Annotated in this window: 13 protein-coding genes; 6 read left to right on the top strand and 7 right to left on the bottom strand. The window is 45.9% G+C overall.

Features of this window, described 5'->3' with window-relative positions; all coding sequences use genetic code 11:
• The first annotated feature begins 102 nt into the window (after window positions 1–102).
• Entirely contained in the window at window positions 103–3054 is a 2952-nt protein-coding gene (locus QUA45_RS00965; RefSeq protein WP_333094691.1) for an AAA family ATPase, read from the top strand.
• Window positions 3055–3153: 99 nt separating this feature from the next.
• Here the strand turns inward: QUA45_RS00965 and QUA45_RS00960 are convergent, their stop codons facing one another.
• The gene (locus QUA45_RS00960) at window positions 3154–3384 is read right to left on the bottom strand and encodes a photosystem II protein, Psb35-related (protein ID WP_333218950.1); all 231 of its coding nucleotides are present in this window, start codon (window positions 3382–3384) and stop codon (window positions 3154–3156) included.
• A 573-nt stretch (window positions 3385–3957) separates the two neighbouring features.
• Here QUA45_RS00960 and treS point away from each other — a divergent pair.
• Window positions 3958–7338 (top strand): maltose alpha-D-glucosyltransferase, encoded by a 3381-nt coding sequence (treS, locus tag QUA45_RS00955; RefSeq protein WP_333094690.1) that lies wholly within the window; start codon window positions 3958–3960, stop codon window positions 7336–7338.
• A 607-nt stretch (window positions 7339–7945) separates the two neighbouring features.
• Here the strand turns inward: treS and QUA45_RS00950 are convergent.
• The 4 genes from QUA45_RS00950 to QUA45_RS00935 form a co-directional block, all read right to left on the bottom strand.
• Entirely contained in the window at window positions 7946–8269 is a 324-nt protein-coding gene (locus tag QUA45_RS00950; protein WP_333072940.1) for a 2Fe-2S iron-sulfur cluster-binding protein, read from the bottom strand.
• 111 nt (window positions 8270–8380) lie between these two features.
• Window positions 8381–9028, bottom strand: coding sequence for a sigma-70 family RNA polymerase sigma factor (locus QUA45_RS00945; RefSeq protein ID WP_333065799.1), 648 nt, complete (start codon window positions 9026–9028; stop codon window positions 8381–8383).
• Between the two features lie 435 nt (window positions 9029–9463).
• Complete coding sequence (locus QUA45_RS00940) at window positions 9464–13174, bottom strand: hydantoinase B/oxoprolinase family protein (RefSeq protein WP_333218948.1); 3711 nt, start codon at window positions 13172–13174, stop codon at window positions 9464–9466.
• Between the two features lie 234 nt (window positions 13175–13408).
• On the bottom strand, window positions 13409–14257 hold the full coding sequence (locus QUA45_RS00935) for a M28 family peptidase (protein ID WP_333218946.1): 849 nt from the start codon (window positions 14255–14257) through the stop codon (window positions 13409–13411).
• Window positions 14258–14304: 47 nt separating this feature from the next.
• Here QUA45_RS00935 and QUA45_RS00930 point away from each other — a divergent pair, with 47 nt between their 5' ends.
• Together QUA45_RS00930 and QUA45_RS00925 are read left to right on the top strand one after the other, a co-directional pair.
• Window positions 14305–15414, top strand: coding sequence for an AAA family ATPase (locus QUA45_RS00930; protein WP_333094688.1), 1110 nt, complete (start codon window positions 14305–14307; stop codon window positions 15412–15414).
• Window position 15415: 1 nt separating this feature from the next.
• Complete coding sequence (locus QUA45_RS00925) at window positions 15416–16093, top strand: phage tail protein (protein ID WP_333094686.1); 678 nt, start codon at window positions 15416–15418, stop codon at window positions 16091–16093.
• A 33-nt stretch (window positions 16094–16126) separates the two neighbouring features.
• Here QUA45_RS00925 and QUA45_RS00920 read toward each other — a convergent pair whose 3' ends face one another.
• Window positions 16127–17200 carry a DMT family transporter gene (locus tag QUA45_RS00920; RefSeq protein WP_333094684.1) on the bottom strand — a complete coding sequence of 358 codons (1074 nt, stop codon included), beginning with the start codon at window positions 17198–17200 and terminating at the stop codon, window positions 16127–16129.
• A 276-nt stretch (window positions 17201–17476) separates the two neighbouring features.
• Between QUA45_RS00920 and sppA the strand changes: the two genes are divergently transcribed.
• Together sppA and aroH are read left to right on the top strand one after the other, a co-directional pair.
• Window positions 17477–18295, top strand: coding sequence for a signal peptide peptidase SppA (sppA, locus tag QUA45_RS00915; protein WP_333094683.1), 819 nt, complete (start codon window positions 17477–17479; stop codon window positions 18293–18295).
• A gap of 138 nt (window positions 18296–18433) precedes the next feature.
• Window positions 18434–18841 (top strand): chorismate mutase, encoded by a 408-nt coding sequence (gene aroH, locus QUA45_RS00910; protein WP_333072926.1) that lies wholly within the window; start codon window positions 18434–18436, stop codon window positions 18839–18841.
• A 161-nt stretch (window positions 18842–19002) separates the two neighbouring features.
• Here the strand turns inward: aroH and crtR are convergent, their stop codons facing one another.
• Window positions 19003–19893 (bottom strand): beta-carotene hydroxylase, encoded by an 891-nt coding sequence (gene crtR / locus QUA45_RS00905; RefSeq protein WP_333094682.1) that lies wholly within the window; start codon window positions 19891–19893, stop codon window positions 19003–19005.
• Window positions 19894–19987: the final 94 nt, after the last annotated feature.

The following is a 19987-nucleotide window of genomic DNA, read 5'->3' as shown; positions in this document are numbered from 1 at the left end:
ACCGCACTCATAAATTCATAATCCTGTTTAAAGATTATGATGGTTGTGAGACGATGTATTAACGGATAACAACAGGAATCCCCTTGATTGCGAGGAACCAACGTGCAGCCAACAGACCCTAGCAAATTTACAGATCAAGCCTGGGAAGCCATTGTCAAATCCCAGGATGTAGCCCGCCGCTTTGCCAATCAGCAGCTAGAGGTTGAACATTTAGCCATTGCCCTTCTCGAACAGCAAGGCCAGGCCAACAGCATTCTCAGCAAAGCTGGAGTCGATGCCCCCCGGTTGGCCCAGCAGTTAGATGCTTTTGCCAAACGACAGCCCAGAGTTGCCAACGCTGACCAACTATACCTCGGTCGCGGCTTAGAAGTGATGTTAGATGTTGCCGAGGCCACCAGGGCGACTTGGCAAGATAATTTTATCGCCGTTGAACATTTATTAATTGGCTTAGTAGAAGACGAACGAGTCGGTCGCAGGTTGCTGACAAAAGGCGACGGCCCGCCGGGCCGCCCAGGTTACGATCGCAAACCCCCAGCCGGTACGATCGATCGACCAAAACTCGAAGAAGCAATCAAATCTTTCCGCGCCACTGCTAAAGCCCAAGAAAAAAATTCCGAAACCGGGAAAGGCAGCCGCAGCAACGCTAAAGCCCAAGATCAAGATGGGGAAGCTAACTCCGACGCCCTCAGCAAGTACGGCCGCGATTTGACAGAAGCCGCCAAAGCAGGCAAACTCGACCCAGTAATCGGCCGCGACGAGGAAATCCGCCGCGTGGTACAAGTTCTTTCCCGCCGCCAAAAAAACAATCCGGTGTTAATTGGCGATCCCGGAGTCGGAAAAACTGCGATCGCCGAAGGTTTAGCCCAGCGAATTGTCAACGGCGACGTACCGGAATCTTTGAAAAATCGCCAGCTATTTAGCCTTGACATGGGCAGTTTAATTGCTGGGGCAAAATTCCGGGGCGAATTTGAAGAACGATTGCGATCGGTATTGCGGGAAGTCATCGATTCCGACGGGCAAATAGTCCTATTTATTGACGAATTGCACACCGTTGTCGGGACTGGTGGCGGTGGCAGTTCCGGTTCGGGAATGGATGCGGGAAATTTGTTAAAACCGATGTTGGCGAGAGGCGAATTGCGCTGCATCGGCGCAACAACTCTCGACGAATTCCGCAAGAATATTGAAAAAGATCCAGCCCTGGAACGTCGCTTTCAACAAGTATTTGTTGGCGAACCAAGTGTTGAAGATACTGTTTCGATTTTGCGCGGATTGAAAGACCGTTACGAACGCCACCACGGGGTAAAAATTACTGATTCGGCCCTGGTAGCTGCTGCAACTCTGTCTTTTCGCTATATTTCCGATCGCTTTTTGCCGGACAAGGCGATCGACCTGGTAGATGAAGCGGCCGCCCATTTGAAAATGGAGATTACCTCTAAACCTGTGGAATTGGAAGGCATTGACCGCCGGGTGATGCAGTTGGAAATGGAAAAATTGTCGATCGAAGGCGAAGGAAAAGGTGCTCTCGCCCCCGGGCTCGGCTTCCGCGTCGAACGCATCACATCTGAGATTGACATTTTAAAAGTCAAGCAGGAAAAATTGTCCTCTCAGTGGTTGGGCGAAAAGCAGTTGTTGGATGCAATCAATAAATTGAAAGCAGAAGAAGACCAATTGCGAGTGCAAATCGAACAAGCAGAAAGGGCTTACGATTTGAATAAAGCCGCACAGTTAAAGTACGGCAAGTTGGAAACTGCGGTGCGCGATCGCGAAGCGAAAGAAGCGGAACTTTTGAAACAGCAAGCTCAAGGTTCTTCCCTGCTGCGGGAAAAAGTTACTGAGGGCGATATTGCGGAAATTGTCGCCAAATGGACGGGCATTCCGGTTAATCGGTTGTTAGAATCCGAACGCCAAAAATTGCTGCAATTGGAAAAACACTTGCACCAAAAAGTCATCGGTCAAGAGGAAGCTGTAACAGCCGTGGCGGCGGCAATTCGGCGCGCTAGGGCGGGGATGAAAGATCCGGGGAGGCCGATCGGCTCTTTCTTGTTTATGGGCCCCACAGGCGTCGGAAAAACAGAGTTAGCGCGGGCGTTGGCGGAGTTTTTGTTTGACAGCGATGATGCGATCGTCCGCATCGATATGTCGGAATACATGGAGAAGCACAGCGTTTCCCGGTTGGTAGGAGCTCCTCCCGGATATGTCGGTTACGATGAAGGGGGACAACTTTCCGAAGCAGTGCGGAGACATCCTTATTCGGTGGTGCTGTTTGACGAAGTGGAAAAAGCGCACCCGGACGTATTTAACATTTTGCTGCAAGTGTTGGATGACGGCAGAATTACCGATTCTCAAGGTCGAGTGGTTGACTTTAGAAATACCGTAATTGTGATGACTAGCAATATCGGCAGCGACCACATTTTAGACGTGTTTACTAAGAAGGAAAAAACCGTCAAAAAACCTGCTAATCGGAAGCAGGAAACGAAAGATTTGTCAAGTCAAAAGACAGATTATAAAGTGGCTGCCGACGGTACTGTTGAGGTGTCGGCCCAGCGAGTTGATGTTGATACTGTAACTAAGAGTGAAAACAAGACTGAAAACAAGAGTGAAAATGAAAATTTATTGACTCAAGACCGGGAGACAGACCAAGAGTACGAACAGATGTTAAAACGGGTGATGACAGCGCTGCGATCGCACTTCAGACCCGAATTTCTCAATCGGGTGGACGAGATAATTTTGTTCCACACTTTGAGCAAGGTCGAACTGCGGCAAATAGTCAGTATCCAAGTGAAGCGGATCGAGCGGTTGTTGGCCGAACAAAAAATTACTTTGGAACTGTCCGATGCGGCGAAAAACCATATCACAGATGTCGGTTACGATCCGGTTTACGGCGCTCGTCCCTTGAAACGCGCCATCCAGCGGGAGCTGGAAAACCCGCTGGCTAACAAGATTCTGGAAAATGCGTTTGTGGAGGGTGATACAATTGCGATCGACTGCGAAAATAATAGTTTACTATTTCGCAAAAAAGATTCTCGCCCAGCGCTGACAGGTAACAGTTTGTAGTTGCCGAATAGTTTGGAACAGGCAAGATGCCTGTTCCACAAACAATCAATTTTCTTGTGGAACAGGCATCCTGCCTGTTATTAAAAATGGTGAAATATGTCAAGAATTAGAGATGGTGCGGCTGCCATAGGCATCCAGGCTGTAGGCGGGAACGCGAACGCTGTAATCCATCTCTGTTGCCGTGATTGCTACAGCCAATTTTTCAAAAGATTCATCGTTCCAATTCCGCTCGTGGATGGGCTTTGACTGTTCCCCGAGGAAATATGCTTGAGTGCCAATTAGTGAGGCTGCGACCCAACCGACGATTAAAAGAGCGATTACAATAGCCATATTTGCTTTTTCCTTAACTTTTGTTGCTTTATGTAAACTAATGTAACGAAAATTAGTCATAAACGTCAAGGTACTGTAATGTCGTGGCAACCGTCTGGCAGGTAGTAAATACCGCACCTAATCCTGAGTCTGTAGGGTGCGCTTACTGTCAACAAGGGCTCGATCCCCCCTAGCCCCCCTTAATAAGGGGGGGACAAGAGTGTTCTCAAAGTCCTATCAAGGGGGATTTAGCGGGATCGAGACTGGACTACCAGCGAGAGATTCAGAGGGGTTTCAGGCTTAAGTTGACACGCCTTGGTAGGGTGTGCACCGCGGACCTGTCTTTCGGGTGTACACCGCGCATATGTATCGGAATTGTGAACTGTATCCGAAATAGCAAAACAGCTTGTTGAGATTTTATAGTTAAGAAATTATAAGTTTTGCGTTAATAAATTACGATTAAAAGTCTGCCGCTGGCATGAGGAATAGCGGCTAAATTATGAGTTATGATTTATCGGTTTGGATGGGAACTAACAACTCCCAATTACCAAATTTTAAGTACAAATTACCAATTACCAATCATCGCTACAAATCATGCCCAACTCAATGTTAAATGACGACCCCTTGTGGTTCAAAGACGCGATTATTTACGAAGTACCAGTTCGGGCTTTTGCCGACAGCAATGCAGACGGCATCGGCGACTTTAGAGGGCTGACAGAAAAACTGGATTACCTGCAAAACTTGGGAGTAACAGCAATTTGGGTACTGCCATTTTTTCCCTCGCCGCTCCGAGACGACGGTTACGATACATCTCACTATACTACCGTCAACCCGATTTACGGCACATTAGAGGATTTTAAAGACCTTTTAGAAGCAGCGCACCAGCGGGGAATTCGAGTCATTATTGAGTTAATTGTCAACCACACTTCCGATCAGCACGCTTGGTTTCAGCGAGCGCGCCGCGCCCCGAAAGGAAGTAACGAAAGAGATTTTTATGTGTGGAGCGACACGCCGGAAAAATATCAAGATGCTCGGATTATTTTCCAAGATTTTGAAACATCTAATTGGGCTTGGGATGCGGTAGCAAAAGCTTATTACTGGCACCGTTTTTATTCTCACCAACCAGATTTAAATTACGACAATCCAGCCGTCCGCCAAGCCATCTTAGATGTGGTAGATTTCTGGTTGGCACTGGGAGTAGACGGACTGCGGATGGATGCGGTGCCTTACCTGTACGAGCGCGAAGGTACTAACTGCGAAAACCTGCCAGAAACTCACCAATTCCTGAAGCAATTGCGGCAGCACGTAGATGAGAAATTTCCGAACCGGATGCTGCTGGCTGAGGCGAATCAGTGGCCGGAGGATGCAGTTCAATATTACGCTGCCGGGGATGAATGTCATATGAACTTTCATTTTCCGCTGATGCCGCGTTTATTTATGGCTTTGTACATGGAAGATAGCTTCCCAATTAGCGATATTCTCCAGCAAACTCCGCCGATTCCAAATAACTGTCAGTGGGCATTATTTTTGCGAAATCACGATGAATTGACGCTGGAAATGGTGAGTGATGAAGACCGAGATTATATGTATCGGGTTTACGCTCAAGACACTCAGGCGAGAATTAATTTGGGCATCCGCCGCCGCTTGGCTCCTTTGATGGGAAATAACCGCCGCCGCATCGAGTTGATGAATGCTTTGCTGCTGTCTCTTCCGGGTACGCCGGTGCTTTACTACGGCGATGAAATTGGCATGGGAGACAATATCTATTTGGGCGATCGCAACGGGGTGAGAACTCCGATGCAGTGGAGTGGCGATCGCAATGCCGGTTTCAGCCGTGCTAACCCGCAGCGGCTTTACGCGCCGCCCATTGTTGACCCTGAATATCACTACGAATCTGTTAACGTGGACGCGCAGCGGGCGAATCCGAGTTCTCTGTGGTGGTGGATGAAACGCCTGATTGCAATTAGGCAGCGCTTCCAAGCATTCGGCCGCGGAACTTGCGAGTTTCTGTACCCGGAAAACCGCAAAGTTTTAGCTTTTGTACGCACTTATCAAGACGAACACATCCTGGTAGTGGCTAATTTGTCACGCTTCGTCCAGACGGCCGAATTAGACCTTGCGCCCTTTAAAGGCGCTGTTCCGGTGGAGATTTTCGGTCGCACGGAGTTTCCGGCGGTTGGCGAATCGCCTTACTTTTTGTGCTTGAGTCCTCACACGTTTTACTGGTTTACTCTTACTGTTAAAAACGAAGATTTGGCGCTCCACGGCGTTCCCACAGACTTGCCTACTTTGGCGGTTATCGGCAATTGGAAAACTGCTTTTGCTACAAGTCAGTTAAGCGATATGCTGCTTAATATTTTGCCGGGATACCTGCGGCGCAATCGCTGGTTTAGCGGTACAGATCGGACAATTCAATCATTAGAAATAAGTGAGATTGTACCGATTGAATGTAAAGATAGTGCGGGGGAGCAATCTCAAGTTTACATTCTGTTTTTGCAGTTGAATTATACTGAAGGTATGCCGGAAACTTACGTTTTGCCTTTAGGGTGGGAAGAGATGAAAGGCGATGTGGACGATCGGGCGATCGCCCGCCTCCACTTCCCAGAAACCAACAAGGAAGTCGGGGTACTATTTGACGCTGCCGGGGACAAAGGTTTTCTGAGCGCGCTGCTGGGGGCGATCGCCAATTCTCGCAGTTACAGAGGTGCTGCAGGTCAACTGCTAGGAATTGCCGACAGTTCATTCAACTCAGAACAAGATTTATCGCAGCTCGACCCTCACCTGTTCAAAAAAGAACAAAGCAATACATCCGCAGGTTACGGCGACCGCTTCGTCCTGAAAATATTGCGAAAAATCGAGGAAGGAATCAACCCCGAATTAGAAATCGGACGCTTTTTAACAGAGCGCAACTCGATCCAACACTACGCTCCAATTGCCGGAGCATTGGAATATCACACACCAGCAAAACAAGTCCTTACCGTCGGAATACTGCAAAAATTAATCCCCGACAGCATAGACGCTTGGTCTTATACATTAGACACACTGCGCGACTATTTCGAGCAAGTAATGACCGTAGAAGCAAAGCATTCCGGCGAGAATTTATCTACTGCCCCCGAAAATTATTTACCGAGCGCTTTGACCGGACAAATGCAGCGGAACTCAAACTCGCTAGTAGCGGATTTATCCCTAGAAATTCCCGCCTTAGCTCGCGAACTCATCGGCTCTTACTTAGCATCAGCCGAACTTTTAGGTCAGCGGACAGCCGAACTTCACCTCGCTTTAGCTGCTGACACAGAAAATCCCGCTTTTGCCCCAGAAAGCTTCACCTCCTTTTACCAGCGTTCCATCTATCAACACATGAGAAATCTGGCCGGAAGAACTTTGCTGGATCTCAAAAAACGGATGTCAAAACTGCCGCCCGAAATACAAAAATCGGCGCAAAAGCTGCTCAACCGTGAAGATTTGCTCATGGAACGTTTCAAATCTATTTTGAACTTGAGAATCACGACCGATAGAATTCGCTGTCACGGAGACTTTCATTTCGGGCAAGTTCTTTATACAGGCAAAGACTTCGTAATTATTGATTTCGGAGGAGAACGCGATCGACCTTTAAACGAGCGGCGGATGAAGAGGTCGCCCCTGCGAGATGTTGCGGGAATGCTGCAATCTATAAGTTACGCTGTTACTTTGGCACTCCGGAATGAAGTAGAAAGTGGGATGATTCGCCCGGAAAATCTCCCGGAGATGCAGCAGTGGGCGAACGTTTGGCACCGCTGGGTCAGCCTCACTTTTCTTAACAGCTATTTGGTAACAGCAGCCGATGCGAATTTCTTGCCCAAATCTATACCGGAACTACAAGTTTTGTTGGATGCTTACATTTTGGAAAAAGCGGTTGGCGAGCTAGCCTACGAACTTAATTACCGCTTAGATTGGGCGGAAATTCCGCTGAAGCGGATTCTACAGTTGCTAAATTAATAAGGGGGGGTTTATCTATACTCGTTAGGGTGCGTGGCTTTCTAGCCACTAAAGTTGCAGCGAGATGCTGGAGAGTCACGCACCTTACATGACACGAAATCTGGTTGAACAACCATTTCCAGCGGCGAATATTAGGTAGGAGTTACAACTGATTCACGTATCTTTACGATCGCTTTGAGAATTTCTTCTCGATTCTTACCTGATTGCATCCATTTTGGAAGTCGAGAGAACAGACTCTGATTCGACCAGCCATAAATTTCATGAGGTTTTCGTTCCCTCAACTTTGCCCGAACAAAAGCCTCAATAAATTCTAAATGTCGAAGATTGTAAGCCCAAAGCGTCTTACCGCAACAGGAAGTTTGAAGCCACAGAGGATAGTGGAAGTAATTATCCTGTGCCTTACTATACCAGCTTTCAATATTCTGTTCAGACCAATCTTTTGAGGAACCACAAGTTGTACAGGAAAATCTGCGAGGAGCAAAGCTATCGACCTTATCAGGATCTATACAACGCACGATCGCACATGAACCACAAAAAGGGCATCTCACCAGAAATTCATTCTGGAATGAGTAGATGTCTTCACGAGTATCTTTAAATCGCTCCATACTTACGATTTTAAATAAAGAGATGTTTGATATAAAACTTGTTCTTGATGCGTTAACAACGTGCAGTCAGAAAGCGGGTAAGCCACACAAGTAACAGCGTAGCCAGCTTGCAATTCTGATGGCTTCAAAAACTTTTGTTCGCTTTGGTCGATTTCACCACTCAGCAGTTTGACAACGCAAGCAGAACACTCTCCTTGCTTGCATCCGTTCGGCAAGCGGATACCGGCATCTTCTGCCATATCTAAGATATACTGGTCGTCTGGTACTGCGATCGTGCGATCGAGCGCGAGAGCCTCATTTACCAACCGAACTTGATAAACTGCCATTTTTTTCTTATTCCTCGCAAAAGGCGGGTTTACGATTCTGTTAGTCCTAGCAAATATTTCGGGTAACACCCGCCCCTACAAATAGAAAGGGCGGGTTTATATCGTGTATATCTAGACAAGTGCTTCTTGATAATCGAGATTTTCATCTAGATAAATAGCCCGAATATCCTCCGGCAAGTTGGATTCTAAACTTTGATATCCTTTTTGCAGCAAAGCCTTTACCTGAGCCGGCGAAATAGCTTCGCCTTCTGCTTGCAAATAAGCTGCAATTCGAGTTTCGCTCCAGCGGAAAGTCTGAGCCATCAACACCACTAAACGCGGCAGCGGCGCTAACAATTCCAAGGCTTGTTTGACGTAACACCAAAGGGGAGGCGGAGCCGATTGCAAAGAGTAGTGAATCGACTCAACAGGGGGCAATTGGGCTTGATTTATGCAGACTGCGGTGACATTAATCAGCCAGTTTTGGAGACTGAGATTTTCGCCATCAGACTCTTGGATCTCGCGGCGCAAATCGAGGCCTCGGAGTTCGTGATAGATGTGCTGCCAAGTGTGGGCAAACAGGTAATCGCCTTGTACAGGCGATCGCACGGAATGGCGAATCAGGGAGTGGACAATTTGAGCGTAGCGGCAAAAAATCGCCGTGAAGAACCGACCTTGATCGGGATGGTTTTGAAACAGAGTCAATAATTCCTGGTCGCTGTGATGGAACAGGGATTTGACCACAGGATGGTTGAGTTCGGAAAAATTAGGTGTTTGCACAATTGTTCTGGAAAGGTTTGGAGAATAAATGCTGGTGCAGCCCGATTCTACACGATTTGTCGATCGACATTCCAGAGTTGAGGGCCATTTTTTAGCGGTGCGGTGCCAGCAGAGCGGTATTTATGGCATTTTGTCCCTCTTTCAAGATATATATTTTTCAGTTGTGCGATCGAGCTTTTCACACATCAGAAAAGTTCTCAAAAACTCTGGCTATATTACTTCCCATAAAAAAGAATCTTCACCGCAGCAATGCGTGTCGGTTCAGCACGATAAATTAAAAGCGCTCGCTTACTTATATCGTTTCCGGTAGAATCAGAATGATACCGAGGACACGGCACTGCCGTGTCCCTACCCGATTAATTGTAGGGACACGGCATTGCCGTGTCCTGACTGTGGGTAATATTCATTCCGATGCTACCGGAGTTGATATTACTACTATAAATAACCATATCCTCCGCCCCCCGGAGTCTCAATTACAAACACATCCCCAGACTGCATTTCCACAGTCGCCGTACTCCCTAATTCCTCAACTTTACCATCAACTGTTTCAATATAATTCCGCCCAAATTTACCAGCTTCACCCCCATTCAAACCGCAAGGAGAAATCACCCGCCGCCCCGATAAAATTCCCGCCGTCATCGCCTCCCGAAACCGCACTCGCCGCACAACTCCATTTCCCCCGCGATGAGAGCCATTACCGCCGCTACGATCCCGAATTGCAAAACTTTCTAACAGCACTGGGAAGCGCCATTCTAATACTTCTGGGTCAGTTAAACGCGAATTAGTCATGTGAGTTTGAACCGCATCCGTACCGTCAAAATCTGCACCAGCACCCGAACCGCCGCAAATAGTTTCATAATATTGATAGCGCTGATTTCCAAAGGTAAAATTATTCATAGTTCCCTGAGAAGCCGCCATCACTCCCAAAGCACAATACAAAACATCGGTAATATTTTGCGAAGTTTCCACATTTCCGGCAACTACCGCCGCTGGATAGCGAGGATTCAGCATACAGCCTTCGGGATTGATAATTTCAAGAGGTTTCAAACAGCCCGCATTTAGAGGAATATCGTCATCTACCAACGTGCGGAAAACATACAAAACAGCGGCTTTGCACACCGCAGCGGGAGCATTAAAATTGTTGAATTGTTGAGCTGAAGTGCCAGTAAAATCTATTTTTGCACGGCGCGCAGATTTGTCTATTGTAATCGCTACCTTAATTTGTCCGCCACTATCCATCGGATAAGTAAACTCACCATCTTGCAAAACATCAATTACCCTGCGTACCGACTCCTCAGCATTGTCTTGCACAAAGCCCATATAAGCTTGCACAGTCTCTAATCCATAATGTTCTACCATCTTAAGCAGCTCTTCTGCGCCGCGCTTGTTAGCAGCAATTTGTGCTTGCAAATCGGCTATATTTTGAGCAGAATTGCGAATAGGAAAATTCCCCGCTGTCAGAATTTCTAGTAATTCTTTTTCTCGGAAATTGCCCTTGCTTACTAACAGGAAATTGTCAAGCAATACGCCTTCTTCAGTTACTGTTGTACTGTTGGGAGGCATGGAACCGGGAGTAAGGCCGCCGATGTCGGCGTGGTGTCCCCGCGAGGCTACATAAAACAAAGGAAAGGAGGAATCCCGATCGAATACTGGAGTAATAACGGTGATATCTGGCAAGTGTGTGCCGCCGTTGTATGGATTGTTAGAAACATAAACATCGCCCGGTTGAACCGCATTGCCTTGTGCTAAAATTAAAGCTTCAACGCTTTCGCTCATCGAACCCAGATGTACGGGAATGTGCGGCGCGTTCGCAACTAATTGCCCGTTTTTGTCGAAAATTGCACAGGAAAAGTCGAGGCGTTCTTTGATGTTGACTGAGGAACTTGTGTTTTGCAATGTGACGCCCATTTGTTCGGCGATCGCCCGAAACAAATTATTAAAAATTTCCAGCAAAACTGGATCTGATTTAACCGCAGATAAACGCGAATCAACGCGGATATTATCTGCGTCCATCTGCGTGCATCTGCGGTTCAAAATTAAATCATTATTTTCGGTGATTTCCCCTTCCCAGCCCGGCTCTATGATATTAGTTCCCGTAGCTTCAACAATCATAGCAGGGCCTTCTATGCAGTCGCCCGATCGCAAATCGTCTCTCTGATAAACAGGCGTTTCCCGCCAGCCGCCAGCAACATACATTTGCACTGTTGAAATTGGTTGCACGGGCAAGATCCCCGTCCTACCAGATGGGGAAATAGTGGATGCTTCCGGCACATCCATTTTTTCTACAACTTCCACCGAAACCGCTTCCACAATCAGCGGTTTTTCTGGCATAATAAAACTGTAACGCTGTCGGTGAGCTGCTTCAAATTCAGCCTGCATCGCCTCAATATTGTCAGCAAAATCGACAGCCAAAACCGAGTCACTTCCTTGATATTTTAAGCGCAACTTGTTAACAACTAAAACCTCTGACTCATTCTCTGTGTTCTCTGCGACTCTGCGGTTCAATTCCCTCTTTCCCTCAGCCTCCAATTCGGTTAAAATATGATGTAAATCAGTGATTAATTCGAGACTTAATTGTTGCTCGATCGCCCTTTCGCGAATAGCCCGCACATCAGCCAAACCCATACCGTAAGCGGACAACACACCCGCATAAGGGTGAATAAATACCCGTTTCATCCCCAAAGCATCCGCGATCGCACAAGCGTGTTGGCCGCCCGCACCGCCGAAACAGCACAATGTATACTCCGAAACATCGTAACCGCGCTGAAGCGAGATTTTTTTGACAGCATTTGCCATCTTTTCCACCGCGATCGCCAAAAAACCCTCCGCCACCTCTTCGGCCGTCCTCTCGCCCCCAATTTCCCCCGCTAGTTGCCCAAATTTTTGCTTTACTACGTCAGGGGCGATCGGCAAATCTCCATTCAATCCAAATACTTTCGGGAAAAAATCCGGTTGAATTTTCCCCAACATCACATTGCAATCAGTCACCGTCAAGGGGCCGCCTTTGCGATAGCAAGCAGGCCCAGGATTGGCCCCTGCAGACTCCGGCCCCACGCGGTAGCGGGCACCGTCAAAAAACACAATTGAACCGCCGCCGGCTGCTACAGTGTGAATTGCCATCACGGGCGATCGCAATCTCACCCCAGCAATTTCCGTCTCAAATTCGCGTTCGTATTCGCCGTTAAAATGGGCAACATCTGTTGAAGTTCCGCCCATATCAAAGGTAATCATTTTATCAAAACCTGCCTTTTTGCTGGTTTGAACTGCACCCACAATTCCCCCAGCCGGCCCGGATAAAATACTGTTTTTCCCTTGAAATTGTGCGGCGTCCACTAAGCCGCCGTTCGATTGCATGAACATTAATTTTGGCAATCGGGCATTGGGAATTGGGCATTGGGCATTGGGCATTAATAATCCCTCGTTTCCGGAATCTGCCTCGATTAACTGACTGATTACTTGTTCGACATAACGCCGTAAAATCGGAGATAAATAAGCATCGACAACCGCAGTATCACCCCGCGAAACTAATTTCATCAGCGGGCTGACTTCGTGAGATACTGAAATTTGAGTAAAGCCAATTTCTCTGGCTATTTTAGCAACTTGTTTTTCGTGTTCCGAGTAGCGGTAGCCGTGCATGAATACGATCGCACAACTGCGAATTCCCTCATCGTATGCTTGCTGCAAAGACGGGATAAACTCGGGATTGACAGCAGTTAACTCCTCACCTTGAGCGCTGTAGCGTTCCGCAACTTCAATAACTCGATCGTACAGCATCTGGGGCAAAACAATGTGACGCGCGAAAATATTCGGGCGGTTTTGATAGCCAATTCTCAGCGCATCGCGGAAACCTTTGGTGATTAACAGAATTGTGCGATCGCCCTTTCGTTCCAGCAAAGCATTTGTCGCCACCGTCGTCCCCATTTTAATCGCTTCAATTTCGCCGGCCGGTATAGCTGCGTCGGCGGGAATTCTCAAAATATCGCGAATTCCTTGGACTGCTGCGTCTGTGTAGCGTTCCGGGTTTTCCGATAGCAGCTTGTGAATGACTAACTTACCGTCGGGGCTGTTGGCGACAATATCAGTAAAAGTGCCACCGCGATCGATCCAAAATTGCCAGCGAGTGCGATCGTCAAAAACAGCATTCATATCATTATCCATCATAAATGTTAATCAGCCTTTTATGGGCGGGCTCTCCTGCCCACCCCACAATACAATTTATCTCTTGTGGAACAGGCATCTTGCCTGTTCTCGATCGTAAATGTTAATCAGCCTTTTATGGGTGGGCTCTCCTGCCTACCCCACAATACAATTTATCTCTTGTGGAATAGGCATCTTGCCTGTTCTCGATCGAGGTACAAAATGTCAGTTAAAATAAAATTCCTATAAATGTCGAATAGCCTCAACCAATCCCAGACAAACACCCGCCAGAAAATCCAAATCCAAAGTTTCAATCCTATCACTTTCTCGATGATAGTGCGGATTTCGCATATTAGCAGTATCAGTCACCATAATAGCCGGATAACCATTATCCCAAAAAGGAACATGATCGCTGCGGCGAGTATCCGGCACAATTAAACCTCGATTCGGCACCGGCAGCCACTCGCAGGGCTGACCAGATTTGCGAATTTTGCCACTCAAATTAATCAAATCGGGAACCGTCCGCAAAGTGCCAATTAAAGCAATAAAATTGCCACTATTTGGATAAAAATATTGCAAGCCAGCGGGATAGCTTTGAGAATTAGGATTGTGGTTGCAATAACCCAACATTTCCAAAGAAATCATTAACCGGATTGACTTTTGCTGTTGCTTGTATTTAGCTGCATGATGACTGCTTCCCAAATAACCGTATTCTTCCATATCGAAGGCGACTAATTGCACTGGATATTTGAGCGGCCCAGATGCGATATCCCTTGCGAGTTCCAGCAAAACAGCAACACCAGTAGCATTATCATCCGCCCCAGGTGTTCCGGGTACAGTATCGTAATGAGCACCAATTACGATCGGCAGCAACCGCTTCTTACTAGCCCGATCTAAGGGGGGTAAATCCAAAATCAAATTGTGATGAATTCGGCCGCGAACCGAAAAATCGTCAATTTCTACAGTTCCCCACTGTGCCAACTGTTCGCGGATGTATTGCTGAGCATAAAAATGTCCTTCGGATGCGAGGTATGGATTGCGATCGCGTACAATTTGAATCAGATGGCTGTGCAAGCGTTCTTTGAGATTCATGCGATCGGAGATACAATGAGTACACTAAGATTATATGGGATTAAATTATGATTGGAGAAGTCAGAATCGAAAATTATAAGTCCATTCAAAAGCTGAAGCTAGAATTAGGACGAGTCACCGTATTGATCGGTGAAAATGGCTGTGGCAAAAGCAATATCCTAGAGGCGATCGCCCTTGCTTCTGCTGCGGCAGATGACAAGCTGGATAACGAGTTTTTAGCATCTAGGGGCATCAGAGTTACAGAACCTCAATTTATGCGATCGGCCTTTGAAATGGAAAATTTGGTTAAAGATATCAAAATTGACTTAAGATGGAATGATGGACAAGAATTTAAATTTCGTTTACAAAATGATAACTCTCCCTATTCTCAGTGGGTTAATGACAGCAAGTATTATATTTCTTATAGTCCAGTTTACGATTTTGTAAGTTATCATACTGGCACAAATATAGAAAAAAGTAAGACTTTTAAACATCAGGCTTATCAAATAGTTGGTCTAAAAAAATTTATAATTTTCTCTCCTGAAAACCAAGCTTTACGAACTTTTGAAAAAGAAGGCCAAATTCAACCATTAGGGATTAATGGAGAAGGTTTGTTTAAACTTTTAAAATTTTTGAATTCTGATGATAACCAAGAGCCGCTTAATGAAATCAAAAAAAAGCTGCAACTCATAGATTGGTTTCAAGATTTTGAAGCTCCTCCAAATTTATCAAATATTCAAAACTCTCTCCAAATTAAAGATAGATACTTAGATCAAGAGTTAACTTACTTTGACCAAAGAAGTTCTAATGAAGGCTTTTTATTTTTGCTTTTTTACTTCGCTTTATTTATTAGTGATATCACACCTAAATTTTTTGCAATAGATAACATTGATGCTTCTCTCAACCCCAGATTGTGTCGCAGATTAATGCAAGAATTAGTCGAATTAGCAAAAAAACACGACAAACAAGCTATATTCACAACCCACAACCCGGCAGTTTTGGACGGTTTAGATTTAGATGATGATCAACAGCGGCTGTTTGTGATCTACCGTAACCAATTAGGGCATACTAAAGCTAGACGCATTCTCAAACCTGAACCTCTCGAAGGACAGGAACCTGTAAAATTATCCGAGGCTTTTTTGAGGGGCTATATCGGCGGACTTCCTAAGAATTTTTAATATGATTAGTTTTGGATTAATTACTGAGGGATTGACTGACCAGATTGTGATTGAAAATATTTTAGCAGGATATTTCAAGAATCCAGATCTAGATATTAGACCGCTTCAACCAGAAAGAGATAAAAAAGATGAAAACAAATTTAAAGGTTATGGTAGTTGGAGTCAAGTTTTTGCTTATTGCCGTTTAAAAGATTTTCAAGAAGCGTTTCAATTTAATGACTATATAATTATCCAAATAGATACTGATGTTTCAGAAGAGCATGGTTATGATATCCCACAGCGAGATGAAAATGGCGAATTTACTCCTCAAGAGTTGATTGAAAAAGTTATCGAAAAGTTTAAAGAGGAAATTGGCGAAGATTTCTACAGTCAATGTCAACAGCGAATCATTTGGGCTATATCAGTACACTCTATTGAGTGTTGGTTGCTGCCACTGTATTATAAAGACAACAAAAAGTCTAAATTCAAAAAGTGTTTAGAAACGTTAAATAAAGAGCTTGTAAAGAAACATGATTTTACAATTGACGCTAAAAAGCCTGAATATTATCGGGAAATTTCCAAACAATATCGCAAGCATAAGGATTTGATGGATTGTTACCAAAAAAATCCCAGTTTGACAAGTTTTGTAGTAGAGATTGAAAGCAAGAAAATTGTTATTCCTTTAGAGGACGAGTGGTAAATTTAGGCAATTTTGCCTAAACTTTTCCACCTGCTACACTTCTGATTCCAATTCGCTAACCCGCAACTGCACGGGTAATTCTACAGAATTCAACTCAGACGACTCTAACAATCCTGTTGCTTCAACTTCTGCACTCGCTTCACCGTGCCGCACTTTTCGCAATTTCTCACCCAAAGTATCCCGCTGATTAATCAAATAAATACTCACCAAAGTCAGTCCAACTCCCATCGATTGCAGCGGATTGAGGATTTCGCCCAAATACAAATTGCCGAACAGCAAAGCAAAAACAGGCGTAAGAAAGGTAAGAGAACTTAAACTGGTTAGACTCCCGGTAGAAGCAAAATAAAAGAATAAACCGTAGGCGATCGCACTTCCGAACACGGTAGAATAACCTAACGCCATCCAGCCGGAAAAATCAATATTCACAAACTGTTCGGACTCAGTTACAGCCGAAATTGCCAACAGCGGCAAACCGCCCAAAATCATGTGCCAACCAGTCGCCACCACCGGGTCAACATAACGGCAAACCCAGCGCACCAAAACCGTACCCACAGCCATCGACAAAGCAGCCAACAGCATCAACCATTCTCCACCCTGAAACAACTGTTCGATACCCGCAGAAACCTGCACGTTTTCTGGATGAAACAGCCCCAAAATCCAGCCATCCGGCAACCCAATTAAACTGATGCCAACTACGCCAATAACTAATCCCAACCAGCCCCAAAAACCAATTTTTTCTTGAAACAGCCACAAACACAAAATCGCCACAGCTAGCGGTTGAGAATCAATCATCACCGAACCCAAGCCCGCACCGGTTCTCGCCAAACCTTCGGCTAAAAAGCCTTGAAACAAAGTAGCGTCAACCAAAGCAAACAGCGAAATCCACAGCCAAGCTTTCCAACCCTGCGGCTGCGGTTTTCCCATGAATGCTGCCGCCAGCAGCACCAAAACGCCGGCAGGTACTAAACGCACGAATGCCACAAAAAGGGGCGTTGTGTGGGGCATCACCCCCTTCATCGCTACCATCGCGGTTCCCCACAGGAAAAACGGCGCAATTAGCAACAGCGGGGCAAAAGGCAGTTTTGAATCGGTAAGCTTTAGCTGCATGACGGAGACTCCAAATAATTAATGAGAGTGGCTCTCACGAGAATGATGTAGATTTGTTAAGCAATTTTTACAATTATTATATAGTGGTGTTGAGTTAAATTCGATCGTACTTATGGCAGAGGAACCCGATAGTCGGAGAGTGGGAGATCCCGATAGTGAGCGAACGCCAGATGGCGAAAATCTTCCCTCTGCCCGATCCGAATGCCTTCTTCCCTCGGATGAGTCACACTATAAGAGTTAGCTACAAAAATCCGTAACATTGCCCGAAAACTGCCCATGATTTGGCCATTCAAGCCCCGCTACCGCAAACAAATCGCCCGTATCGAAATCACCGGAGCCATTGCCGGAGAAACCCGTAAACGAGTCCTAGAAGCTCTCAAAACCGTTGAAGAACGAAAATTTCCCGCCTTGCTGCTGCGGATAGACAGCCCCGGCGGCACTGTCGGCGATTCCCAGGAAATTTACAGCGCACTCAAGCGTCTGCGCGAAAAAGTCAAAATTGTTGCCAGTTTTGGCAATATTTCAGCTTCTGGCGGAGTTTACATCGGCATGGGAGCCGAGCATATCGTTGCTAATCCCGGTACAATTACCGGCAGCATTGGCGTGATTATCCGGGGTAACAATTTAGAACGGCTGTTAGAAAAAGTAGGCGTTTCTTTTCAGGTGATTAAATCGGGGCCGTATAAAGATATCTTGGCATTCGATCGAGAATTGACAGATCCTGAACAGCAAATTTTGCAAGACTTGATCGACACCAGCTACCAGCAATTCGTGGAAACCGTTGCTGAAGCCCGGAAATTGGCTGTTGAAAAAGTCAAAAGTTTTGCCGACGGTCGGGTTTTTACCGGTCAGCAAGCCTTAGAATTGGGTTTGGTCGATCGGCTGGGAACAGAAGAGGACGCTCGCCGCCTTGCCGCCGAACTCGCAGGCCTCGACCCGGAAAAAACCGAGTCTTGCACGCTAGAAAAACAAAAACCTTTCCTAAATCGCGTCTTGGGGAGTAGTCTGGATATATCTGGGCTTTCAGCTTACAATAATTTGCTGGAATTCGAGCTTTCTACTAGCGGTTTGCCGCTGTGGATGTATCGCCCGTGATTAAATAGTCAGTTGGCACTTGGCAGTAGTTAGTTGGCAGTGGTAATTGGTAATTAGTAATAGGTAATTGCAACTAGCAACTGACAACTAGCAACTGACAACTGACAACTGACAACTGACAACTGACAACTGACTAAAATGGAGGAAATTTGCGTGGAGTGGCAAGTGCGGGGGATTCGTGGGGCAACTACTGCTAGCGAGAATTCGGTGGCAGCAATTCGAGAAGCGGTGAGAGAATTGTTAGATGAATTAGAAGCAAAAAATGATATAAATCCAGAATTAATTATTAGTGCTACGTTTTCTGCTACTCGCGATTTAGATGCTGTGTTTCCGGCCGCGATCGCCCGCGAACGTTCTCACTGGTGCAATGTTCCTTTGTTGGACGTACAGCAAATGCACGTTGAGGGTGCTTTGGAACGCTGCATTCGGTTTTTAATTCACGTCAATTGGCCGGCACATACTGAAATTTATCATCCTTATTTGCGGGGAGCTCAAAATTTGCGTCCCGATAGGAATTTAGCGGTGGCGGTGGCTGGGGAAAAATAAATAATAGATTCACTTTGGGATTGATTTAACAGTTAACTCACCATTACAGGTGGGTTTATTTTTTACGGCATTTGATACAGTACAAAACCTGCCCTAGGGATATACGGTTAAAAGCTTTTATTATAAAAAAACCCGGTTTCTTTGAGAAGCCGGGTTTTTTGTCAATCAGACGCTTTCTTGTGATGCAACCTAATCCCTAAAAAAATGTCATATATAAAACTCCAAAAGTCCTTTTTCCCTTCCAATATTCCCAAAGTTTGAGGAGAACCCTTTTCATCTAGCAGCGGCTTCACAGCTTCGTAAGCAGGCTTGTAATTGTACCAAGGAATTGAAGGCCACAAGTGATGGATCAGATGATAATTCTGCCCCAAAATTAAGATATTCAGAATAGGACTCGGATATACTCTGGCATTTTTCCAGCGATCGCGATCGTGAAACGGACGGTGCGGCAAATAATCAAAAAACAACCCCAAGGCCAACCCCACCACCAAAGCCGGAGAAAACCAAAAATTCAGCACGTAATCTAAATGACCGTATTGAATCGAGATATACACGATCGCGATCACAAACAAACGGCTGAGGAACCATTCCAATAATTCGTATTTCCGCCACAGTTTGCGCTTAAAAAAGAAAATCTCGTGGTAAAAAAACCTCGCAGCAATCAACCACAAAGGCCCGCCGGTCGAAACATAATGGTCTGGATCGTTATCTGGGTCATTGACGTGGGCGTGATGCTGCATATGTACCCGCGTAAACACCGGGAAAGCAAAACCCAACATCAGCGCGCTACCGTGTCCCAAAATAGCATTAACTGTGCGATCGCGATGGGCCGCATTATGAGACGCATCGTGAATCACAGTTCCGGCCATGTGCAACGCCAACACATTCAGCGAAAAACAGCACCACTGCGGCCATCCCCAACACCAGAAACCCAAGTTAGAAATCACGATAATCGCTACTGCACTCAAAAACAGCAGCAGTGTCGGATTAAAGTCACCGGGAGGACTCAGAAACTCTTTCGGCACTGTCAGCGGCCGTCCTGCCTCCGACATCTTTGTTAAGACTCCTTAATATTTCACTCTTGCGTAGTATAAGATACAAGCCGGACAATAGTAAAGTTTTATGAAAGAACAGAGTTCGATCGCC

The sequence above is a fragment of the Microcoleus sp. Pol12A5 genome, assembly GCF_036701435.1.
GTDB lineage: Bacteria > Cyanobacteriota > Cyanobacteriia > Cyanobacteriales > Microcoleaceae > Microcoleus.
This window is presented reverse-complemented; position numbering and strand designations above follow the sequence as displayed.